Genomic DNA, 24117 nt, shown 5'->3' on the forward strand with positions numbered 1-24117 from the left:
ATAATACAAGGGGGGATAAGCCGCAGGCGTCATCCACCATTGATGCCCATATTGTCGGAGGACGCTGCGCTTTTCCGACCTACAAAAAGGACTATCAGTTCAATTTCGCTTTCGAGAAATCGCTGCCGTTCAGGCTAACGCTGTAACCCGTCACGTTGCTGCGCGTGGCGTAGAAGGTTTTGCCATTGGCAAGTGCAATCCACGGAGCCTGTTCGTAGAACACTTCTTGCGCCTGCTCGTAGAGTTTGGCGCGAACTGCCGGGTCACTGGTCAACTTCGCTTTCTGCGTCAGCGCATCATATTGCTTATCGCACCAGCGGGCGGCGTTGGAACCGCTTTCGATGCTGCCGCAACCGAGCAATGTATCGGCGAAGTTATCCGGGTCGCCGTTGTCACTCATCCAGCCAAACAGCGCGGAGGAATGTTCGCCTTTACGCATACCAGAAAGATATTCGCCCCACTCGAAGGTGACAATCTTCGCGTTCACGCCCACTTTCGCCCAGTCCGCCTGAATCATCTCGGCAACACGGCGGGAGTTCGGGTTATACGGACGCTGAACTGGCATTGACCACAAATCGGTATCGAAGCCCTTCTCAAGCCCGGCCTGTTTGAGCAGCGCTTTGGCTTTTTCAGGATCGTAGCTGCGATCTTTCAGGTTTTTATCAAAGCCCATCATGGTTGGCGGAATCGGTGATTTTGCCACCGTGCCCGAGCCCATAAACACCGCATTAATGATGGCTTGTTTATCCACCGCGTAGTTCAGCGCCTGGCGCACCAGCACATTATCGAACGGTTTTTTGGTGGTGTTAAATGCCAGATATCCAACGTTTAAGCCATCAACGGTATGCAACTGGAGATCTTTATTCGCTTTGATCGCCTCAAACTGTACCGGTGCAGGTGCCGGAATAATCTGGCATTCGTTCTTCTGCAATTTCGCCATACGGGTTTGCACATTTGGCGTGATGGAGAATATCAGGTGTTTGGTCGGCACTTCGCCATTCCAGTAATTCGGGTTCGCCACGTAGCGAATCAGCGAATCCACTTTGTACTCCTGCAAGGCATACGGCCCGGTGCCGATTGGCGCGGTATCTACTTTTTCTGGTGTACCGGCTTTTAGCATCGCATCGGCGTATTCCGCCGAAAGAATCGAGGCAAAGTCCATGCCCCAGTCTGCGAGGAATGCCGCATTCGGCTCGCTTAGCGTGAACTGGACGTGGTTATCATCGAGCTTTTTAACCTCGGTAATCAGCTTGTCCAACCCGACATCATGGAAGTATTCGTAATTCGCCTGCGACACATTGTGGTACGGGTGTTTCGGGTCTTTCTGGCGCATGACCGAGAAAACCACATCGTCGGCGTTGAAATCGCGCGTCGGTTTGAACTCTTTATTGCTGTTAAATTTCACGCCCTTGCGCAACGTGAAGGTGTAGGTTTTGCCATCCGGGCTGATTTTCCACTCGGTCGCCAACGACGGCACCGGCAAATTATCGCTTGGGCGAAATTCCACCAGGCGGTTATAGAGGGTTTGCGAGCTGGCGACAAAGGTCGGACCGGAGCTGGCAATTTGCGGGTTGAAGGATTCTGGAGAGGCTTCGGAGCAGTAAACCAGCGTGTTATTCGCGGCAGCGAATGCAGCCGTTGCGGGTAATAAACTCGTGAGCAGCAGCGCGAGAAGTGTTTTCCCTGTCGACATATTTTTGCCTTTTGTTTGCTTGCCAAAATGGATCGTGACGTTATTTTTTTGCGGGTTAATCACACCATAGCTGAACCCTTCTGACAAATAACAAAAGGCTCTCAGGTTATTCAATAACAGCGAGATTTGAGCAGATTAACGCCATCGTCAGCACATAATCTCGACTATTGGTTTTACAATAACGCAACAAACCGCTGCAAGATCGCCCGTGAATCTGGCGTGTCACTCACTTTTGCCAGTAACGCATCGCGGTCTTTGCCTTTCATCGCCACTCTTTCGCTGCGGCTGGTGATGATTTTATTCATTACTGGGGCGCTAAATTCCGGGTGAAATTGCACTGAAAACGCGGTGGGTGAGTAGCGCACGATCTGGTGCGGATCGTGGCTGGATGCGCCTAATACTGTTGCGCCTTTTGGCAACTCCAGTACGCTTTGTTCGTGGCTTAAGAAGGTGTCGAACGAATTTGGCAGGCCGCTAAGCAGCGGATCGTGCTGGGCTGAATCATTCAGTGTGACGGCAATTTGCCCCACTTCGCTGCCCTGCGGATGGTAATCCACTTTGCCGCCAAGCGCGTAAGCCATTAACTGATGACCGTAACAGACACCTAAAACCGGCACGGCCGCTGGAATAATCTCACGCAACCAGTCGGCGGTGCGCTCGCTCCACTCTTCACGATCCGTCACCATCGCCCATGACCCGGAAATCACCGCGCCGCTAAACGTTCCGGCGGCGGGCAACGGCTCGCCCTCAAACGGGCAGACCACTTTTACCGGCCCAACATCGCCCAAAGCGGCATGAAACCACTGCGGTTGCTCGCCTACGGCTTTGCGAATATCCATGGGTGGATGGCCCATTTGAACCAGCAATAACGGCAATTTTTCTGACATTGATTATTCGCCCCTGAAAAATAGAGAAGAATAATCAGTAGCACAAAACTCGCGAACGCCCCAATGACTTAAGTGCAATCGCCCGATAATTAGAAAAAAGTGTCGCTTCCTCCGCCGTTTGCCTGAGCCGGAAATCCGTAAAATGGAAAGTGTGAAAATGGCTCATGCGGAGCTGAAAACAGCAGGATTGATGACGTGGCAAAAACATTATTGCGCAGCGGATGCTTAGATGACTTCCTTTCGTTAGGTGAAAACGGGCAAACCGTATTCGACTCAGCATTACAAATTCGCGAAACTTTGCGCTTACGCAAACAGCAGGCGGAGGTCGATTCCCTCGCGGTTCCTCAGCCGAACGATGATGGCGACCGGGTTGACTGGTACGCGCCACACGAAGGTTCGGTGCTGAGTTGGGCGGCAGCCAGCGATGAACAACGCAAAAAAGCGCTGCGCTATCTCGATAATTGCCAGGCCAACGTCGCCTCATTGATTCAGCGCTGCGAGCAGTCAGAAAAAACGGCCATTCAGCTCTTTGCTTCTTTGTTGGCAAACGCTTTGCAATTTCCCGGCAACCAGCACGTTTATCTGGTGGACGGCAAACCGGTGCTGACGTTTTGGGGATTTGTCAGCCTCAACAGCAGCGCGCGCCCTGACCCGCTGGATTGCCTGCGCATCACCGAAGAACACGAACCGGTGATTGAGTTTCTTCCTGAACCGCCAGCCGCCGCTCCGCCTGCCGTCATCATCAGCGAGCCAGATGCGCCGCTCTATTCCATGGCGGCACCGGTTCCTGCATCACCGCAAATTGACGAACCGCTGGTGCCCACTCCGCTTCGTGAAACCGCGCCAGAGGTGGCTGCGACGAAAAAACCGAAGCGCTGGATTTTACCCGTTGCCGCTGCCATCGTTGCCTGTATCGCTGCCCCGCTCTCTTATTACCTGGTGTCAGCGCCCCACGCTGAACCCCTGGCACAAGTTGAAGTGAAACCACAGCCAATCGCCTCGGCGGAAATAAAGACTGAACCCGTTGCGCATGTTTCCACGCTGCCGGTCGCTCAGGCCGCGGTAATTGAACCGCCTGCGCCAGAACCCGAACCGGTCGTCGCCACACCCGCGCCTGTCGATGTGCCAAAAGGCACATTGGTTTTACCGGCTGATGCCCTAAAAATCGGCTCGACAAAATTCCTCAACGGCAACTGGCGCGTCGCCATTAACGTCAAAGATGCCATCACCGGCAAACCGCCCACGCTGCGTTACCAGATTGCCAATAACAAAGGCAACGTGCGGCTGGTGCATGGCGACAATATTGTCTGCAAAGCGGAAGTGTTTTCCGGGTTGATGCAATCCGGCACGTTGATGATCAAAACCCGTGGCAATGCGCGTTGTAGCGATGGTTCGCGTTATCCGCTGCCGGAGATTTCCTGCAAGCCAGGCGAGAACGATGTTGCCGAATGCAGTGGCAAATACGAAGGCGACACCGTGGTGCCTGTGACATTTAAAAAAGTGAGTGATTAACCATGTTTGCCACGTTGTATCCTTATAAGCCGAGCGTGACGCTCATTAAAGACAGCGGCATTCAGTTCCTGGATTTCGGCCTCGCCCCGCAGCCAAACGCCCCGCATACCGGGCGCTTTGTGCGTAAAACGGCAAACGGCCCATTGCTGCGCCTTGATTACGATGTGATTCCAGGCAAATTTACCCTGCCCGGCACGACGGGTTCCGCTCCTGAAGTGGTGAAACCCGAATGCACGATTACGCTGGGTCATTCGCTGAAACTGCTCGATAAAACCTGGTTGCCGCTGCCGTTCCTGCGCTTTAACCCGCCGCGCACTTTTGTTGGCGGGCCGGACAACTGGGCGCGGGTGCAGATTCGTTGCCTGGAAACGCCGGACGCTGCGGGCAACACCGTACGAATCACTCTCGCGCTGGACACCAAAATCCTCGCCGATGACAACCCGGCGGCGCATCTGGCCCCGACGCTCAACGATGTGCGCAACGGCGCACGTTTTGCTCTGGCCTGGCATAACGAAGAGATTAACGATTTTATTGATCAAACCTGGGTCGATGGCTGGCTGCGTGAAGTGTTCACCCAGTTTGCCACACGCCATGAATCGCGCACCGAGCGCGAAATCAGCAATGCGCTGAAAACGTTCGAATATCAGGCGCACTATCTCAATATTATCGAGATGCTCGGTGCCCAGCTTGCGGTGCCAGAAGTGAAAATCGTCACCGCCACGCTGCAAGCTCCGGCGATCCCGGTCGATCTGGTGCTGGACGTCGGCAACACGCATACCTGCGGCGTGTTGATTGAAGATCACGGTGAAGCCAACGACGGCCTGCGCCAGACCGCCGAGCTGGAAATCCGCTCGCTCAGCGAACCGCAACTCATCAACGAAGCGATGTTCACCAGCCGCCTCGAGTTCTCAGAAGCTAAATTCGGCAAACAACATTTCTCGGTAGAAAGTGGCCGCGATGATGCGTTTGTCTGGCCGTCGATTGCCCGCGTGGGCGACGAAGCGCGTAGCATGGCGACCGCCCGTTTAGGCACTGACGGCGCAAGCGGCATTTCCAGCCCGCGCCGTTATCTGTGGGACGAAACCCCGGCAAGCCAGGACTGGCGCTTTAGCCAGATGGGCGTGAAAACTCAGCGCGAACCGTTGGCAACCGCATTTCCATTGATGAACCTGATGAATGACGACGGCCAACCGCTCTATTCATTGCCGATAGACGAACGTTTACCGGTGTTTTCGCCCCAATACAGCCGCAGTTCATTAATGACGTTGATGCTCTGCGAATTACTCGCTCAGGCGCTGATGCAAATCAACAGCGTCGGTTCGCGCCAGAGCATGGGGCACCTGAATGCGCCGCGCCAGTTACGCCATTTGATCCTCACGCTGCCTTCGGCGATGCCAAAACAGGAGCGTGAAATCTTCCGCCAGCGTATGCAGGAAGCGGTAGGGCTGGTGTGGAAAGCGATGGAATGGCACCCGACGGACGACGGTTTCATCACCGAGCGCGATTTCCAGAAAAGCGTGGTTCCGGTGCCGGACGTGCAAATGGAATGGGACGAAGCGACCTGCGGCCAACTGGTGTGGCTGTATAACGAAGCGCTGGTGAACTATGCCGGGCAAACGGGGAATTTCTTCCGCAGCCTCGCCCGCCCGGATCGCCAGTTAGCCGCCGACGAATTGCCGGGCAAAACCCTGCGCGTGGCGTCGATTGATATCGGCGGCGGCACCACCGACATGGCGATCACGCAATATCAGCTTGATAGCGGCGTGGGGAGCAACGTGAAAATCGCCCCGCGTTTGCTGTTCCGCGAAGGTTTCAAAGTGGCGGGCGACGACATTTTGCTGGATGTGATTCAGCGCTGCGTGTTACCCGCGTTGCAGGCGCAAATTCACCAGGCGGGAGTCGTTGATACCGCCGGTTTGATGACGACGCTGTTTGGCGAGTCCGGGCGTATGGACACGCGCGGCACGCTGCGACAGCAAACCGCGCTGCAACTGTTTATCCCTCTCGGCCACGCGGTGCTTTCTTATTGGGAAAACAGTGACCCGGACGATAAGCACGCCACACTCGACGCCACATTTGGCGAGCTGCTCACAAGCCGCCCGACCGATAACGTGATTAATTACGTTCAGCAAGCGGTGCAACACTCGCTGCCTGCGGATGCGCCCGCGTTTGATCTGTTTAGCGTGCCGCTGCAAGTTGAATTATCAGCGTTGCAAGAGGCGCTGCTCGCCGGGCAATTCACCCTGACCGCCCCGCTGCAAGCGCTGTGCGAAGTGATCAGCCATTATTGCTGCGATGTTTTATTAGTGACGGGCCGCCCGGCCTGTTTGCCTGGGGTGCAGGCATTATTGCGCTACCAACAACCGGTGCCGGTGAATCGCATCGTCTGGCTCGATAACTATCAGACTCATGAATGGTATCCGTTTAGCCAACAGGGGCGCATCGGCAATCCGAAATCGACTGCCGCCGTCGGCGCGATGTTATGCAGCCTGGCGATGGATTTGCGCCTGCCGGGCTTTAACTTCAAAGCGTCAGATATTCAGGCTTATTCCACCGTGCGTTATCTCGGGATGCTCGACGGCAATAACACGCTGGTGGATGAAAACGTCTGGTATCGGGATGTGGATCTCGACGATCCCAAATCGACGCTCGACACGCGCCTGCATTTCCCGTTGCGCGGCAATGCCTGCCTCGGCTTCCGCCAGCTTGATGACGCCCGCTGGCCTGCTACGCCGCTCTACACACTGGCAATAAATTCGCCGGAACTGGCAAAAACGATTGCCGGAGAAGGCGTGCTCAACGTGCGCCTGCAACAAACCCGTGAAGCCGACGCGTTCGTGCTGGCGGAAGCCTGGTTGCAGGACGGCAGTAAAGTGCCGCTCAACCAGTTGAGTTTTAAATTGAATACCCTGGCAGGAAGCTACAGCGGAGCCAGCCATTACTGGATTGACAGCGGGAGCGTGTACCAAAAATGAAGCCGATAACCTCTTTAATCGACTGGGTTCAACAAACTCGCCTGTCCGTACCGCTGGTGGAAAACGAAGCGGATGGCCTGCTGCAAAGACTGGCAGTGCTTCACAATCGCCAGCAACACATTGACTTGCAGGCGGAGCAACCGCTAACCATTGGTTTATACGGCCACTCGGTTTCCGGCAAGCATCACCTGCTGATGATGCTGCTGGGCGATAACGTCAAGCGCATTGAGATTTCCCTCGGCGGCAAAGTGCTGGATTACCTGACGCACATTAACCCCGGCCATGCGCCGAACGTTGCCGTGCGCTTTACGCGCCGTGAGTTGCCCGTTGCGGAACACTATCCGTTATTGATTACGCTTGGCACCAGCAGCACTTTGGCTCAGCGTTTGATTCGCCAGTATCACGCCGAACCGGCTGCGCGATTTGCCCGTCACGACGTGATTGCCGCGCGATTAAAAGAGCTTCAGGTTCGCCGCCAGGCGCAAGCCACATCTGGGCTGACGCAGCAACAACTCGCTGAAATCGCACAAACTTACCAACAAATGGTGCGCCGCCAGCATCATCTGGAAAACGCACTGTGGCAGCAAATCGCAGAACTGCTGCCGTGGCTGAATTGTGCGGATCAAGCCGCATTACTGGCGCCGCTTTGGGGTGATAACGCGGCGATCACCGCACAATGGCAACACCTGGCCGAAACGCTGAATCACCTGGGCAATGCGCAGCAGGTTTTGGCTCCAGCCAGCCTGCTGGTCGACACGTTCTTATTGCCGGTTGAAGGTTTCCTGATCCCCGGCACGCCGGATGAACCGGAAATGGACGCGGATGTGATGGTTTGCCCGCTTTTCAATCATGAAATCGGCACGCAGATCAGCCTTGCGCAGCGTGATTTGCAGCAACTGTGCGCTGAAATTGCGCTCTCGCTTAACCATCCGCCGAAACTGGCTCAGATCGATGTTGTGGATATTCCTACGGCCCAACTTGATGATTACGCTCCGTTTTTGCAGCCCGACAAATTAGTGGTGTGCAATGCCGCTGCCGAACGCAGCGAAGTGAATGCGGCGGGTAAAATGCTGGCGCGTTGGGTGGATAAAACCCAGGCCAGCAACGCCACCACGCCGGGCCTGATTTGGGCGATAACGCCAGACGATGCGCGGTTCAGCGGGGCTAATCTGGATAACGGCGTGCAGCGCATTATCGGCCTGCCCGGTAAACGCTGGGGAACATTGCAAGCGCTGGACAGTCGCAACATGCACCGTTTGCTGGAATGGCTGGCGGATGCGGTGGTTCCGGCGCAGCGCGCTTTGCGCATTGAGATGTTGCAAGTCGCGCTTAATGACGAAATCCGTGCCCTTTTCTCGCATATTATCGACGCTGAAAAACTCACGCCAGAACGTGCTCGTTCGCAGGCTGAAGAACTGGTGCGCGCCCTGCAAGCCAATGCGGCGCAACACGGCGAACTGCTCGCCAGCCTGCTGCCAGAGCGCCATGCGCTGCAACAATGCTGGTTGAGCCACCAACAAACTCGCCAGCAGCAGCCTGCTGATTTCCGGCTTGATATCGACTTGTTCGCTGACGATGAAGGCACCGATACGCCAGATCACGCACCGAGTAACTTTGCCAGCGTGGTGCATCTGCTGTGGATAAACCATCTGCGCCAACTCGCGACACGCCGTGAAATCGCCCAACTCTCCGGGATGGATAACAACCAACTCCAGGCGTTGTGCCAATTGCTGATCGTTGCCAGTTATCGCCTGAAATTACCGGAACAACTGGAAACCGCGTTGCGCCACGGTGATGGCAGCATGGCGCAGGAGATCACCTGCGTAAGCGCTGTATTGGGCGATTTTGTCAGCTGGTTGGGTTACGCCCATATCGAGCCAAGCCTGCGCCCGGCAAGCCGCGTCAACAAAGGCTCGCCGGTATTTGCTCCTCTTAAACAGGCCACGGCAAGCACGCGGCTGGTGCGTTTGGGCGAACAACCCGCTCGCGGCAACACCATTTATGTCTACGACTGGCTGGTAGCGTTATACGCCCGCGCGGTGGAAAACATCGGGTATCGCCATCCGCTGGATGTGAGTGATATGCAGAAAAAGGCGCTGAGGGATTTATTGGCCTGATTATAATTCATGCGAACGGCACCCGCCGCGGGTGCCGTTTCTGGTCACATCGGGCAATACATCAGGCCGTTGCTAAAACTCCAGTCGCTTGCATGGTTGAACTGGATAATGACCATCACATCATCGGGATCGACGGAAAGATCCCTGTGTAATCCCTCGCTCAGTACGCGATAAAAGTTCTGTTTCTGCTCATCGGTACGCGCTTTTCCGGCGATGATTTGAAAGAGAATAAAATTTTTACTGCGGCTGCCGCTCTGATAATTCGCATCAAATATTCGCTGCACGGGGGGTAACCTTTCGAAAACCTGGAATTTGTCTTTAAGCGGAACCGCGAACTCATCCGTCAGGCTTTGGTGAAGGATTTCAGAGATTGCCGCCGTCTGTTCATCACTGTAATGCTCGCCGAGGGTAATACGGGTAAAGGGCATCAGATGTTTTCCTCATCCAGACAGCTAAGCGCTGTTACAGCCGCAGGCCAGCCCGCGTAGAACGCCAAATGGGTAAACACTTCGGTCAGTTCGTCGTTATTAAGCCCGTTTTGCCTGGCAAAATTGATATGCCACGGTAATTGTTGCACCCGTCCCAGCGCCGCTAAAGACGCAACGGTGACCAGGCTACGCTCGCGTGGCGAAAGCTGGGTGCGTTTCCAGATATCACCAAAAAGCACCGTTTCAGTTAATTCGGCCAGTTTAGGGGCAACGTTGGAAAGTGAGTGTTTATCGAGGGTTTTCTTCATAGCGCTGACTCGTTGTTGACAGTGAGTCCATCGTGGCGCAATAGTTCCATCCTGAAAATCGAATAATTCAAAATCAATCATCCCGAAAATAAGGACAATTATGGAAAAGCTCAGTCCTGCGCTGGATCTCGACGCGCTGCGCAGTTTTGTCGCGGGCATTGAGTGCGGAAGTTTTGCGCAAGCGGCAATGCAACTGTCCCGCTCCACCTCGGCTGTCAGCGCACAGTTGAAGAAACTGGAGATGCAGTGCGACGCCGCTCTGGTGGTTAAGCAGGGACGCCATCTCGAACTCACGCACCACGGTGAAATGCTGATGAGCTACGCCCGCCGAATGCTTGCGCTAAACGATGAAGCGCTTCGCGCCGTTAAAGGTGAACTGCTCACCGGGGAAATGCGCATCGGGATGCAGGAGGATTTTGGCGAATCGCTGATGCCGGGGATTCTCGGCCAGTTTAAACGTCATCATCCCGGATTACGGATTCTGGCTAAAGTTGAGCGCAACCTGGCGCTGCAAACGGCACTTGATAGTCACCAGCTGGATATGGCGCTGATGTGGCAACCGGACACACCATCACGCGGCGGCAAGGCGCTGGGCGCGTGCCAGTTGGAATGGATTCACCATCCGGATCTCGATATTTCTGCCCTGCTCGCCAGCGGTGAACCGCTGCCGCTGGTGATGTTTGAACATACGTGTCTGATGAGAAATCGCGCGACCACCGCACTCGATCAAGCAGGAATACCGTGGCGCGTGATGTTTGTCAGCCATAGCCTGAATGGCATTTGGGCGGCTATTCAGGCCGGGCTGGGCGTGACGGTGCGCACGCATATCGGAATGCCTGGAAACCTGCGCAATGAAACGCAGCTTCTGCCGCCTCTCGGCAAACTGGGTATCACACTTGAACAGCAGAAAACGCCTGGCAGCAATCAGACTGCGCAAACCCGGCTGGCACAATTAATCGAGGAGGCGCTTTCTGGCTTTACGCATTGAAGGCATGAGTTTGGCCCTTCCAGCCAGTGGTGTGCAGAAATTGTGCCCAAGTTAATGCGCTCGGGTTGACCTTACGGCTCCACTGCAAATCGCGTTCTTCGCGGTAGTAACCGTTTTCAAATGCGTACTCAGCCATCCCCACAATTTCCGCCGTTAACCCTTCCATGCCGGAATAGGACGGGAAATGATGCAGCAACTCCTCAAGCGTCATCGCCGGGCGGTATTGCGCTTTAATACCCGTGACACGAGTGAATGTTTCGACCATTTCTTTTGGTGAGATTATTTCCCCCACAACCGGTAACCAGCAGCCCGAGTATTCTTCCTGATGGTCGAAAATCTCCAACACTGCCGGGCCGGTTGCCGTTAGCGGGTCAACAAAAGGAGCGCGGAAATCTTCCGGTAAATAGATTGGGAAGATTAACGAGTCGCCCTGCTGATACGGCGGGTAATACTCCAGCAAATTGGTGTAAAAGAACGCCATAGAAATAAACGAACTGTTTATTGGCAGCGAGCGAATATATTCCTCAACCCTGGCTTTATCAGTGAAGTGCGGCACCCATTTTTTGCCATCGGTAATTTTGTCTACGTGTTCAAGAGTCGTGAAAACCAAATGCTGCACGCCCGCTTCGACTGCCGCATCGGCAATTTCTTTGCCTAATTCAGTTTCATGCGTTGGGGCATGTGGCGCTTCTGGCGGGATGCCTGGCGTCATCATAAATACGCCGTGCGCTCCTTTAAATGCCTCAATGAATTGGGTTTTATGACCGATTTCAAGCGGCACCTGAATTAGGTGTGCGCCCAAACTTGCCAGTTCCTGGGCCTCCGGCGAATCTACGCGACGGGTTAATGCCCGCACTTCATAACGCTGGCTTTCCAGCAAAGCACGCACCACGCTGCGACCTTGTTTACTCAGTGCGCCGACCACGGTGATAAGAGGTTTGTTATTCGATGACATGATTTTTTTCCTGATGGTTTATTTACCTGGCTTGAATTATCAGGACAACTGAGGGATAACAGAAATCGATTATTTTATATTAAGGAATCCACCAGATGGATACCAAAAAACTCGATTTGAATCTGCTGCTGACGCTCGAAGCGCTACTGGTCGAACAGAATGTGACGAAAGCAGCGGCGCGACTTTACCTTAGCCAGCCTGCCGTCAGCGCACAGCTTAATCGTCTGCGAGAGATGTTTGACGATCCGCTACTGATCCCCGCCCGACGCGGCATGACGCCTACCGCCAAAGCGCTTGAGCTACTGGTTCCGCTGCGTGAATCGCTGGAACAACTACGCCACACCTTGCACTCACATAAAGATTTTTACCCGGAGCGTGCGAACCTGACGGTGACGATTGCCTGCACCGATTACATTCAAGCCGCCGTGGTGATGCCATTGGTGCTGGCCCTGCGCCAAAAAGCGCCGGGGGTGCGCATCGCAGTCCGGCATCTGGATATGGCCCAGTTAGACCACCAGCTGGCGAGCGGCGAAGTGGATTTGGTTTTTGCCTCGCATGACTCTTCCCGCACGCCTTTACGCACCAGCCACCTGTTCGATGAAAGCTATGTGCTGATTGGGCGACACGACCATCCGAAGCTTAAAGCGAATCTGGCGCTAGAAGAGTTTGTGAAACTGGAGCACGTAATCGTCTCGCCATCCGGCGGCAGTTTTACCACCCCGATTGACGATGCGCTGGCAGCATTCGGTCATAAACGCAACGTCGTGATGTCGGCGGCATCATTTTTGTTTATTCCTGAAATTGTTCAGAAAAGTGACCTGGTGGCGCTTATCCCCCGGCGCTTGTTGCAGGCGCACTCAGCTCAACTCGCCGTTATAGAATTACCCTGGCTTGCAGAACAATTCGATATTTGCCTGATCTGGCACGAACGCAGCCACAGCCACGCCGGGCACCGTTGGATTAGAGAGTTGATTGTTGAAATGAATGGTTGAAGCTCTTTAAAACGGATATTTCCCCCATTTTACGGCCATACCCGCAGAGCAAAAATGAGCCTCTGGCAATGAGCCATGAATTCTGCCAGGATTCACTCACCCATTAACCAACTGAATATATAAGGAGGATCCCATGCTGTTTTGTGAAATGTTGTTTATTTCGCAGACTTTTGGTGATCGTCACTGCTCAAGCGTTATCGATATCGCACTGCGATAATCCGGCTTGAGCGAAGACTATTCATTCCCAAAATAATTCGAGTTGAACGCAGCCAACGCACCAACAACTTGAAGTATGAAGGGAAATTCCTCGGGCTTACCGGGTTATCGTCATATTGACGAGGCGTTTTATCGCCTGACTCTTGAGTAAGCAAAATGAGCACTTTATTAACTGCACAATCCCTTAGCCTTGATACCCCCTTTGGCCCTCTGCTGGCTGACATCACGTTTACGCTGAAAAAAGGCGACCGGCTGGGCTTAATCGGCCATAACGGCTGCGGCAAAAGTACCCTTCTGAAACTGCTCGATGACACTATTTCACCAAATAGCGGCAGCGTGACGCGTGCGCATCATTGCCTGATGGCGCGTGTCGAACAGCATTTGCCGGAAGATTTACACTCTCTGACGCTGCTTGAAGCGGTGATGGCGCGACTGACTGAAGCGCAGCAGCATACTGACGGCTGGCGCGCGCAAGCATTGCTGGCAAGCATGGGCTTTGACGAATCGGCGTGGCAACTGACTGCCGGAACACTCAGCGGCGGGCAGCACACGCGTTTATTGCTGGCGCGAGCACTGATCAGCGAGCCGGATCTTCTGCTGCTCGATGAACCGAGTAATCACCTCGATTTGCCGACGTTACTGTGGCTGGAGCAGTTTTTACGCGACTGGAACGGCAGCTTTGTATTGGTTTCTCATGACCAACATCTGTTGGATAACGTCACCAACGGCACTTGGATTTTGCGCGACCGCACGTTGAGTTTCTTCCAGTTGCCCTGCTCTGCGGCGCGTGAAGCGTTAGTTGAGCGCGACAAAACCGACGTCCATCGTCATCAGGCGGAGCAAAAAGAGATCGACCGCATTGCCGCCAGCGCCAAACGCCTCGCCATTTGGGGGCGCGTTTACGACAACGAAGATCTCGCCCGTAAAGCCAAGCAAATGGAAAAGCGCATCGACAAATTGAAGGACAGCCAGACGGAACTTGCCGCGTTGAATCAGTGGCAACTGATCCTTAAAGGCGAAGCGTTACCGGCTGACAGATTACTGGAAATGGAAAACCTCGCCGTCAGCCCTGCGCCTGATTGCCCGCCGCTGTTTAGCCTGAATATTCAGCGTCTGAAAAGTGGTGATCGGGTGGCAATAATTGGCCGTAACGGTTGTGGCAAATCGTCGCTGTTGCGCCTGCTGTGGCAGCATTATCAGCAGCCGCTGAGCGAGGCGATTCGCCTGCATCCGCGCGTGAATATGGGGTATTACGACCAGACGCTGCACCAGTTACGCGATAGCGACACGTTGCTTGAAGCGCTGGAGCCGTTCGCGGCATTAACCGAACGCGACCGCAAAATGGCGTTGATCAGCGCCGGTTTTGCCTGGTTGCGTCACGGGCAAACGGTCAGCACGTTAAGCGGCGGCGAGCGTTCGCGCCTGCTGTTTGTTGGGCTGACGCTGGCGCGTTATTCGCTGCTGTTGCTGGATGAACCGACCAACCACCTGGATATGGAAGGCAAAGAAGCGCTGGCTGAAACGCTGCAAAGCTACGATGGCGGCGTGTTACTGGTGACGCATGACCGGACGTTAATCGCCAAAAGCTGCAACCGCTTCTGGCTGATTGATCACGGCGAGCTAAGCGAATGGCACTCTCTCGAGGGGCTTTACGCACAACTGACGGCTGAAAATGCCGTTGAGATATCGCCATCAAGAGAAGTCGTCGAAACGGTTATTCACACGGAAGCAGAAGCCTGGCTTGAAAGGTTGGTTGAACTGGAGGAAAAGCTTGCGCTGGATTTAGCGCGCAAGCAAAGCCATCAAAAACCGGCATTACAACAGGCCTGGCGGGAAGAGATAGCCGTGCTTAATATGCGGTTAGAACTGGAGTAAGGCAAAACCCGTTACACGCGTTACGGTGTAACGGGTTTTAACTTTCACGCATACCAAAAACATGGCGCTGGCATATCGGGCATTGTGATGCTCCACTCGACCAGCAAGAAAACGAGCGATGGCAGGTGTTGCAGCGGTTTTGAAACAGGGGCAATACTGTCTGCGAGTTCTGTTTCTCTTCAACGATTTTTAACGCTTCAGGCAGGCAGATCTCCTGACAACAACCACAGCTTGTGCAGCGCGTAGAGTTTAAAACCATCGACTCGCTATCCATTTGAATCGCCGCTTCCGGGCAGATTCTGGCGCACGCTCCGCAGAGAAAACACCGCGATTTATCCACGATAACCTGATACTCACTTGTCTCCGGGAAGCTGGCCCTGCGCGCCCTTCGGCCTGGCGTCACGCTACCAGTTTGATTCTCGCCATTTTTTAGCTGTAACCAATGGCGACGCCCTTTATCAATGGCGGTTTCTTGCGCAGGCACAATCGCCCAAAGCGGTTGCTTGAGTTTTTTGAGCCTCAAATTAAGCGCTGCAATGGCCACAACCCAATCCGGATAGAGCGCAATATTAAATTCGACCGCCCGAATCTGGAGCTGGGCGTGCCACATCAGAAGTTCGTCGACGGTTGGCGGTGTGACGCTGAGCGGCATCACCAGGCTTGTGTCCCGATAATAACGCCGTGGCGGTTCAGGGGTTTCAATCGCCGCTGTCGGGCAGGCGAACAAACAGGCTCCGCAGGCGATGCAGGCATCGGTATCAATTTGCACCCTGCCATTTTCAAGAATGACCGCACCCGATGGGCAGACGGCCAGGCAAGCCTGGCAATCGCTTTTTGCAACAAGATAATGAACACAAGAACGCCCAACCCCGACAAGGATTGAGCGTGTGTTTTGTAAATTGAATTTCATCAATTAGTTGATGCTAAAGAAGCTGAAGCGCAGCAAGATTTCTGCAACCAACACTAAGCCGCCGCCCAGCGCCAGCAAGCCTTTGGCAATACGCGCGGAGCGTAAACTCAAAGCCAGCAGGCAACTGCCCGCTACCAAAGCGATCCAGGCGGTGAGGCGCAAAACACTCTGCTCTTTAAAGGCAACTAACGGTTGATGTGGGAAGGTCACGACGTCACTAATCCCGGCATTTGCCAGGTAGCTCATATAAAGCGGCTGCTCCAACAAACGCACTAACGTTGCGCCGACAAGAACCAGCACCGCCATTACCATGACTTTTCGCACTAACTGCTCAGGCAGCACCCATAAAGCGGCAACCGCGCCCAAGCTCAATGCGCAACCAAAGAACATCACATAAGTATTGAAATGCATCCATGTCACGACAGACGCGTGAACATAAATGGCGCTCATACAGAAGATGTCGATAAGCCCCAGCACTGCGGCAATCAGTAACAACAAGGGAATCACCCGTTTTTTGACTAACGCAATCAACGTCGCCAGGCCTAAAACCGCAAGATACAAACTGGCGAATACGATTTCGCGGCTCAACCATGAGCTACCGAAATGCGTTAGCGCGTGGAAGGCATTTAGCGGATAGCCCAAATGCGCGGTGGAGGCCATCAGCCCCAGTGCTCCGGCAATAAAAGCCACCAGCATGGCGGATAAACCCGCAGCCGGTTTTTGCTTGTTACTGTCCGAAAACATAGCGATAGCGGTGAAAACCGTTAACCCAACGGAGCCCTGAACTAACAGTGTGAAGATGATAAGTGGCCATTCGGTCATGATTATTTACCTCCTTTTTCTGCACCCTGGTGCGGTTTGATGACCAGATTCGGATGCGTAATGGAAGAGTCCGGCAGCCCCTGTACATCACTCACGTCGCCGTAAAGCGCGCGTAACTCGCTAATTGGGCCAAATTTAATGGCCCCTAACGGACACGTTGCCACGCAAATCGGTTGCTGGCCCGCCGCAAGTAAATCGACGCAAAAATCGCATTTTGACATCTGTCCGGTCGCTTCATTGAGCTGTGGAGCACCGTAAGGACACGACCAGGCACAGTATCCGCAGCCAATACATTTGTCGGTATTGACGCGCACGATGCCGTCGCTGGGGCGTTTGTGCATCGCTGTTGTCGGGCAATTCACGGTACAAACCGGATCTTTGCAATGGTTGCAGGAAATCGACAAGGTGTAGGCATACACATTGTTGTGAACGCCGCCCTGGCCCGTGGCGATGAAACCGCCGCCTTTCACTTCGTAAACGCGGCGGAAGCGGCGTCCCACTTCGAGATTGTTTTTGTCTTTGCAGGCCACCTGGCAGGCTTTGCAGCCCGAGCAGCGCGATGAATCAATATAGAAACCCAACTGCTGCTCGCTGACAGGGGCGTAATCAATAAATTTACTCATGCTTTTGCAACCTCCACGAGCATGGTTTGGTGGGAGTTTCCTTTTGCCAGCGCGGTGATACGCGCGGAACTGAGCACATTGGCGCAGCCGCCGTGGTCGACACCGTTAGCATCCGGCTGCCACCACGCACCCGCCTGCATGGCGACCACGCCGGGCATAATGCGCTGAGTGACTTCAGCGGTAACCTGCGACACGCCGCGATCGTTATGAATGCGCACACTGTCGCCCTGCGCAATTGAGCGTTTTTGCGCATCCAGCGGGTTGATCCACAGTTTCTGCGTCTGCACTTCTTGCAGCCACGGGTTGGCATACTGCGTGGAGTTGGCGCGGTTTTTACCTTTCCAGGTGATTAATTGCAGCGGATATTTCTCGGCCAGCTTATCTTCCGGGCCTTCATGCGCCGGAACGTAATGAGACAGGGCCGGAATTTCCGGATGATCCATTTGGTACAAGCGCTGCGAGAATATTTCGATTTTCCCCGACGGCGTTGGGAATGGATTATTTTGCGGGTCACTAATATTGTCGGCAAAAGCGATGTGTGGTTTGCCTTTAAATAAATGGCGGCGCGTCACTTGCAGCTCGTCGAATGTCGGCAAATGCTCGTCAGGCATGGCTTTACGAGTATTTTCCCAGATTTGCGCAATCCACTGTTTCTCATCACGCCCAAGGCTAAACTCTTTTTCGATGCCCAGTTTCGCGGCGACTTCGCGCAGCCAGTCGTAATCCGAGCGGCGTTCAAATTCAGGCTCGATCAGCTTTTCGGAAAGAATAAGATAATTGGCGGTACCCCAGGTTTCGCCAATGTTCCAGCGTTCCATAAAGCTGGTTTCTGGCAGCAGCAGATCCGCATATTTCGCGCTCGGGGTGAGATATAAATCGCTGGCAACGATGAACTCAATTTTCGATTCATCTTCCAGAACCTTGATCGCCTGATGAATATCCGGGTTTTGGTTAGCCAGATAATTCCCGGCGAGGGAAAACAGCATACGGATATTACTTTTCAGCTCCTGCGCATCGGTCAGGCCATCTTCTGGCGTGACTTTGCTGGCATCATCAGCCGCCTGTACCCAGTTCATCACCGAGATTTTTTCTTTGATTGGGTTGTCCGGCATTTCCGGGCCGGTGGTGAATTTACGGTTGCCGATACCCCCGTAACCGCCTGCCCAGCCCCCTTTTTTACCCACGTTGCCGGTAATGGTGGCGAGTAACGTTGAGCCACGCGCGGTACGTTCGCCGCAGTTATGCCTTTGTGGCCCCCAACCTTGTATCAACGCCGCAGGTTTGGTGGTGGCGTAATCACGCGCCAGTTGGCGAATAGTCTGCGCCGGAACATGGGTAATCACTTCGGCCCATTCCGGGGTTTTCTTAACGCCGTCTTTCGTGCCCATCAGGTATGCAACCAGCGATTCATTGGCTGGAATCCCTTCCGGCATCGAACTTTCGTCAAAGCCGAGGGTGTATTTTTCAATAAAATCTTTGTCGTGCAGATTTTCACTAACGATAACAAACATCATCGCGTCCATCAGCGCGTTATCCGTAGACGGGCGCAGCGGGATCCATTGGTCAGCCAGCGAAGAAGCGGTATCGGAATAACGCGGGTCAACCACGATAAAGCGCGTGCCGTTTTGCTTCATCTGCTGGAAGTAATGGTTGGTATGGCCAAAAATGGTTTCCGTCGGGTTATGGCCCCACAAAATCACCAGCGGTGTATCGCTCAGCGTATCCAGCGTGTTTCCGCTGGCTGGCGTTCCGTAGGTATAAGGCGTCGCCGCCGCCGTGTTTCCCATACTCACCGAATGGTAAGACTGGAGGTATCCGCCGGTGAGATTCAGCAGACGGCGCACCATGGTGTCGCCAGAAAACGCCCCGCCGCTGACCGCCGTTCCAACGTGTACATAGCGTGACGCTGGCCCGTACTGTTGCGCGGTACGCTTGAGATTATCGGCAATCAGCGTGGTCGCTTCATCCCAGCTAATGCGTTCAAACTTGCCTTCGCCACGTTTGCCGACGCGCTTCATCGGGTATTTCAAACGATCCGGGTGGTAGACGAATTTACGGTAGCCTCGTCCACGCACGCAGGCGCGCATAATCGGCATTTCCGGGTCTAAATCGGCGTCGGGTTGGGTGGTAATTCGGGTGACAACACCTTGCTGAACATGGGCGCGGATATCGCATTTTCCGCCACAGTCGAAGGTGCTACAGGTGGGAATAATTCGTTCAGGGAGAGCCTCAGCATTCGCAGCAGAGCGGGTGGTATTTACGGCATTCACAAATTTAACGCCGACAAAAGGTACTGCGGCTAATGCACTCGTGGCCTTAACAAAATGGCGGCGCGAGATCCCTGAACAGGCGTCGTCATTATTTTTATTCGTCATCGCATTTACTCGAAAAGAAAATGCATTATCTGGTTGGTAACTCTTTCTCGTTATGCGTGGAATCAATGGGCGGGGATTACAGGAAGCTTTTAGGAATGTAGCTAATTAATGGTGAAGTTAATTTATAAAGAATTGGGCGGGTAAACATTCATCATTTACCCGCCTGATAATATTTAGAACGTCGCCCAGTTATCGTCTTCGTCAATGATTGCGCGAGGTTTTACAGCGGTTTTCTTCGGTTTTTCAGTCGCCACTGTCACATTATGAGGTTGATTATTTAAGCGGAAAATCCCCACCGCCGCCGTCAAGCGCGCGGCCTGCTCTTCCAGAGAACTTGCTGCCGCCGAGGCTTCTTCAACCAGCGAAGCATTTTGCTGCGTCACGTTATCCATCTCGTTTATCGCAATGCCAACCTGTTGAATGCCACGGCTTTGCTCATCCGATGCGGCGGCAATTTCTTGCATAATATCGGTGACGCGGCGCACCGCACCGACGATGCCGGTCATCGTTTCGCCCGCATGTGCTACCTGGCTTGAACCGTTATCAATCAGCGAGACGGACTCGCTGATAAGCCCTTCGATCTCTTTCGCGGCCTGGGCGCTGCGCTGGGCCAGAGTGCGGACTTCCGTTGCCACGACCGCGAATCCGCGACCTTGCTCACCGGCTCGCGCTGCTTCTACCGCCGCATTCAGCGCCAGAATATTGGTCTGGAACGCGATGCTGTTAATCACTGCGGTGATCTCGGAAATTTTCTTCGAACTGGCGGAGATATTGTTCATGGTGCTGACCACACCGGAGACAATGCGCCCGCCATCGCTGGCTTTATGCGAGGCTTCTTCCGCCAGTTTGGTGGCGTGATGGGCGTTATCCGCATTCTGTTTCACGGTGGCAGTAAGCTGCTCCATGCTGGCGGCGGTTTCTTCGAGCGCGGCAACTTGCTGTTCAGTTCGGGCAGACAAATCCGTGTTGCCCGCCGAGATTTCACCCGTACCCTGATAAATCGCTTCGGCCCCCATGCGCACCGCACCCACGGTGTTCACCAGAGAGTTTTGCATCTCCTGCAAGTTCTGGTTCAGCTTGCCGATTTCGCTATTACCAAAAGATTGCGGTGCCAGGGTTAAATCCCCCTGAGCGATGTGTTCGATGCGTGTCGCCGCTTGTTGCAACGGTTGAATCACCACGCGACGCAAAACCACAAAGGTGAAAATCGTCAGGAATAACGCTAACGCAAAGGCACCCGCCATCAACATCACGCTGAGGTGCGAGCGAGTTTGCGCCTGCTCTTTCAGCGCTTCGGCACGTTCGGTGCGGATTTGCGCCGCCTTCACTAACACGCTGCTGTAATCCGCATCGAGCTTACGCGCTTCTTCGTTTTCATGGTTGATGATCGCCTCAAACATGCCGTTTTTGGCATATTTCATCATCGGCGCCATGCCTTTATTCAGGTAATCCTCAAAGCGGGTGCGCAACTCGTTATCCAGCACGTCGCCTTCTTCCGCTTTGTCGGCTCGAGCCATGTAAATGTTGAAGCTGGCCTGCGCTTGTTTGATCAGGCGGTCAGCCTCGGCGATATTAAATTTCATATCGTCCATGTCCGCCACGCGCCCTGCCGCCCCGGCGTGAATGATATTTAACCGCGCGCTGCGCAGATTCGCCGAGCTGTCGGAAAGGCCGATTCGCACCTGGATTTCGTTAGTCACATCTTGCAGCGCCTTGTCGCTCTGAATCAAAAAGAAGCTGGCAAGCCCCACGCACAAAGCGAACAGGATCAAAATCCCCGCAAGTATTGAGGTGAAAAGTGGCACTAGCCGGATGTGATGCCAGAATCGAACGGTTATTTTTGCCATGTCCTTGGTTTCTCTTTTTATGTAGGGAGGTTGCTGTAAGGAGGTCATCGGCCTTGAGAAACAAAAGGTTGAGCGAAACGTTGCCGTTTTGTGGCGCGGTTAACAAATCACTGGCGAAAGGTTAACCCGATCACAGTTATCCATGATTTTTGTGCGGCTTACATAGAAGTTAAACAGGAGTAAACTCTAAGTAACAGTAAATGGCGTAGCCGCGTGCGGCACCCACAGGACAATGAATAAGCGTTATGAAATTTAAATCTGCCATCAAACCCTATCATGCTGCGGCTGGCGGCTGGGGTTCACTCGAAGCCACCACCCGTTTTGTTATCGACAGCAAACACGCCCTGAAAAACCTGCGCAACTTGATGCGCATGAACAAAGCCAAAGGGTTCGACTGCCCCGGCTGTGCGTGGGGCGATGATAATAAAAGTACTTTTAGCTTCTGTGAAAATGGCGCAAAAGCCGTGACCTGGGAAGCCACCCGCCGCTTTATCGACCATGAGTTTTTCGCCCAGCACAGCGTCAGCAAGCTCTATCAGCAAAGCGATTATTTCCTTGAATATCAAGGGCGACTGACCGAACCGCTGCGCTATAACCCGCAGACCGATCATTATGAAGCGATTAGCTGGGATGACGCATTCGCGCTCATCGGCCAACATATCAAGGCGCTGGATAACCCGAACCAGATGGAGTTATACACTTCCGGGCGAGCCAGCAACGAAGCCTCTTATCTGTATCAAGTTTTTGGGCGCATGGTCGGCACCAACAACTTCCCGGACTGCTCGAATATGTGCCACGAAGCCAGCGGCAGCGGCCTTAAGCGCAGTATTGGCGTCGGTAAAGGCACCATCCATCTGAACGATTTTGATAAAGCCAACGCGATTTTCGTGTTTGGGCAAAACCCTGGCACCAACCACCCGCGCATGTTGCACAGCCTGCGCCACGCCGCCGAAAACGGCGCACAAATCGTCACCTTTAATACGCTGCGTGAACGTGGTCTTGAGCGTTTTGCCGATCCGCAAAAACCGCTGGAAGTGGTAACGCCGCTGGCGGGCAATATCAGCACCTATTATTACCAGCCGAATTTAGGCGGTGATATGGCGGCGATTCGCGGCATGGCAAAAGCGCTGCTCGAAACACACCGTCAGCAACTGGCGAACGGCGATGCGGGCATTTTTGACCAGGCGTTTATTGATGAAAACACCCATGGCATCGAAGCCTGGTTTGCGGAAATCGACAACACCAACTGGGCGCACATCACGCAGCAATCCGGCCTGAGCGAGCAGCAATTGCGTGATGCCGCCAGCGTATGGCAGCAGGCCGAGCGCGTGATTTGTACCTGGGCGATGGGTATTACTCAGCATAAACATTCGCTCAATACGGTGCGCGAAATCGCTAACCTGCAATTGCTTGGCGGTCATTTGGGTAAACCGGGTGCCGGACTTTGCCCGGTGCGCGGCCACAGTAATGTGCAGGGCAACCGCACAATGGGCATCGACGAAAAACCGTCAGCCGCCCTGCTGGATAGCCTCGCCGCGCATTTCGAGTTTGAACCGCCACGCGCCCAGGGCCATAACACCGTTGAAGCGCTCGCCGCGATGCTGCGCGATGAAGTCAAAGTGCTGATTGCGCTGGGTGGCAATTTAGCCGCCGCCGCACCGGACAGTCCGCGTACCGAAGAAGCATTACAGCGCTGCGGCCTGACGGTTCACATCAGCACTAAACTGAACCGCAGCCATCTGGTGCCGGGCAAAGCGGCGTTGATTTTGCCGACGCTTGGGCGCACCGAAGAAGATATGCAGGCCAGCGGGCGGCAGTTCATCACCGTTGAGGACTCGTTCAGCATGGTTCACGCTTCCGAAGGCATCGGGAAACCCATTGCTGATACACAGCGTTCGGAAACCGCGATTGTCGCCGGAATTGCTGATGCGGTTTTGGGGAATGAGAAACTCGACTGGCTGGCACTGGCTGATGATTACAATCTGATTCGTAACCATATTGCTGCCACGCTGCCGGGCTTTAAAGATTTCAATCAGCTGTGTGAAAAACCCGGTGGTTTCTATCTGGGAAATGCCGCCGCCGAACTGCGTTTTAATACGCCATCCGGCAAAGCCGAATTTAGCGCCGCCCCGCTCCCTGACTCGTTATTCGGTAAATTGAACGCGCCGTTTACGCTGCAAACTTTGCGCTCGCACGACCAATACAACACCACGATTTACGGGCTGGATGACCGTTACCGTGGCGTTTACGGGCAACGAGAAGTGCTGTTTATCAACGCAGAAGATCTGGCGGAACTTGGACTGCAAGACGGCGATTTAGTGGATATCGAAACTGTCTGGAATGACGGAATCACACGTAAAGTCAGCGGCTTCAAAATCGTGCCGTATAACATTCCGCGCGGCAACCTGGCGGCTTATTACCCGGAAACGAACCCATTGGTTCCTTTAAGCAGCGTCGGCGATGGCACGGGTACGCCAACGTCAAAATCTGTACCGGTGAAAATTAGCCGCTCCGCGTCCGTAGAAACTCAACGTATCGCCTGACACCCTGCATTTACCGGGTAGTTTTCAACTGCCCGACTTCCCGCCGCTAGT

17 protein-coding genes are annotated in these 24117 nt (G+C 54.1%); 7 read left to right on the forward strand and 10 right to left on the reverse strand.

The genetic code is table 11. The annotated features are described in order from the left end of the window. Positions 1 to 94: 94 nt before the first annotated feature. Positions 95 to 1693 carry an ABC transporter substrate-binding protein gene (locus D6029_RS07155; RefSeq protein ID WP_120064199.1) on the reverse strand — a complete coding sequence of 533 codons (1599 nt, stop codon included), beginning with the start codon at positions 1691 to 1693 and terminating at the stop codon, positions 95 to 97. 173 nt (positions 1694 to 1866) lie between these two features. Then, positions 1867 to 2580, reverse strand: coding sequence for a glutamine amidotransferase (locus D6029_RS07160; protein ID WP_120064108.1), 714 nt, complete (start codon positions 2578 to 2580; stop codon positions 1867 to 1869). Between the two features lie 195 nt (positions 2581 to 2775). Here D6029_RS07160 and D6029_RS07165 point away from each other — a divergent pair, with 195 nt between their 5' ends. The 3 genes from D6029_RS07165 to D6029_RS07175 are packed head-to-tail and all read left to right on the forward strand — an operon-like array spanning position 2776 to position 9184. Beyond that, positions 2776 to 4092 carry an SrfA family protein gene (locus tag D6029_RS07165; protein WP_120064109.1) on the forward strand — a complete coding sequence of 439 codons (1317 nt, stop codon included), beginning with the start codon at positions 2776 to 2778 and terminating at the stop codon, positions 4090 to 4092. A 2-nt stretch (positions 4093 to 4094) separates the two neighbouring features. After that, a complete protein-coding gene (locus D6029_RS07170) occupies positions 4095 to 7067 on the forward strand; it encodes a virulence factor SrfB (RefSeq protein WP_120064110.1) in 2973 nt (990 codons plus the stop codon). Then, complete coding sequence (locus D6029_RS07175; RefSeq protein ID WP_120064111.1) at positions 7064 to 9184, forward strand: virulence factor SrfC family protein; 2121 nt, start codon at positions 7064 to 7066, stop codon at positions 9182 to 9184. Before D6029_RS07170 ends, D6029_RS07175 begins: the two co-directional genes overlap by 4 nt. 44 nt (positions 9185 to 9228) lie before the next feature. Here the strand turns inward: D6029_RS07175 and D6029_RS07180 are convergent, their stop codons facing one another. Together D6029_RS07180 and D6029_RS07185 are read right to left on the reverse strand one after the other, a co-directional pair. After that, the gene (locus tag D6029_RS07180; protein WP_120064112.1) at positions 9229 to 9612 is read right to left on the reverse strand and encodes a tautomerase family protein; all 384 of its coding nucleotides are present in this window, start codon (positions 9610 to 9612) and stop codon (positions 9229 to 9231) included. Continuing rightward, positions 9612 to 9920, reverse strand: a complete 309-nt coding sequence (locus D6029_RS07185; protein WP_120064200.1) for a carboxymuconolactone decarboxylase family protein — start codon at positions 9918 to 9920, stop codon at positions 9612 to 9614. Before D6029_RS07185 ends, D6029_RS07180 begins: the two co-directional genes overlap by 1 nt. 100 nt (positions 9921 to 10020) lie before the next feature. Between D6029_RS07185 and D6029_RS07190 the strand changes: the two genes are divergently transcribed. Then, positions 10021 to 10908 (forward strand): LysR substrate-binding domain-containing protein, encoded by an 888-nt coding sequence (locus tag D6029_RS07190; RefSeq protein WP_120064113.1) that lies wholly within the window; start codon positions 10021 to 10023, stop codon positions 10906 to 10908. Here D6029_RS07190 and D6029_RS07195 read toward each other — a convergent pair. Further along, complete coding sequence (locus tag D6029_RS07195) at positions 10898 to 11863, reverse strand: NmrA/HSCARG family protein (protein ID WP_120064114.1); 966 nt, start codon at positions 11861 to 11863, stop codon at positions 10898 to 10900. The genes D6029_RS07190 and D6029_RS07195 overlap by 11 nt on opposite strands. Before the next feature lie 95 nt (positions 11864 to 11958). On the opposite strand from D6029_RS07195, the gene D6029_RS07200 reads away from it, so the two are divergent. Continuing rightward, positions 11959 to 12855, forward strand: a complete 897-nt coding sequence (locus tag D6029_RS07200; protein WP_120064115.1) for a LysR family transcriptional regulator — start codon at positions 11959 to 11961, stop codon at positions 12853 to 12855. Between the two features lie 372 nt (positions 12856 to 13227). Next, entirely contained in the window at positions 13228 to 14946 is a 1719-nt protein-coding gene (locus tag D6029_RS07205) for an ABC-F family ATP-binding cassette domain-containing protein (RefSeq protein ID WP_120064116.1), read from the forward strand. 37 nt (positions 14947 to 14983) lie between these two features. On the opposite strand, the gene D6029_RS07210 is transcribed toward D6029_RS07205, so the two are convergent. The 5 genes from D6029_RS07210 to D6029_RS07230 all read right to left on the reverse strand — a co-directional run bounded on the left by D6029_RS07210 (position 14984) and on the right by D6029_RS07230 (position 21523). Next, complete coding sequence (locus D6029_RS07210) at positions 14984 to 15856, reverse strand: 4Fe-4S binding protein (RefSeq protein ID WP_120064117.1); 873 nt, start codon at positions 15854 to 15856, stop codon at positions 14984 to 14986. Between the two features lie 3 nt (positions 15857 to 15859). Further along, a complete protein-coding gene (locus tag D6029_RS07215) occupies positions 15860 to 16678 on the reverse strand; it encodes a dimethyl sulfoxide reductase anchor subunit family protein (RefSeq protein WP_120064118.1) in 819 nt (272 codons plus the stop codon). A gap of 2 nt (positions 16679 to 16680) precedes the next feature. Further along, positions 16681 to 17301, reverse strand: coding sequence for a DMSO/selenate family reductase complex B subunit (locus tag D6029_RS07220; RefSeq protein WP_120064119.1), 621 nt, complete (start codon positions 17299 to 17301; stop codon positions 16681 to 16683). Then, complete coding sequence (locus tag D6029_RS07225; RefSeq protein WP_120064120.1) at positions 17298 to 19676, reverse strand: DMSO/selenate family reductase complex A subunit; 2379 nt, start codon at positions 19674 to 19676, stop codon at positions 17298 to 17300. Before D6029_RS07225 ends, D6029_RS07220 begins: the two co-directional genes overlap by 4 nt. A gap of 173 nt (positions 19677 to 19849) precedes the next feature. Then, entirely contained in the window at positions 19850 to 21523 is a 1674-nt protein-coding gene (locus tag D6029_RS07230; protein WP_120064121.1) for a methyl-accepting chemotaxis protein, read from the reverse strand. A gap of 245 nt (positions 21524 to 21768) precedes the next feature. On the opposite strand from D6029_RS07230, the gene D6029_RS07235 reads away from it, so the two are divergent. Further along, entirely contained in the window at positions 21769 to 24066 is a 2298-nt protein-coding gene (locus tag D6029_RS07235; protein WP_120064122.1) for an FdhF/YdeP family oxidoreductase, read from the forward strand. Positions 24067 to 24117: the final 51 nt, after the last annotated feature.

The organism is Buttiauxella izardii (assembly GCF_003601925.1).
GTDB lineage: Bacteria > Pseudomonadota > Gammaproteobacteria > Enterobacterales > Enterobacteriaceae > Buttiauxella > Buttiauxella izardii.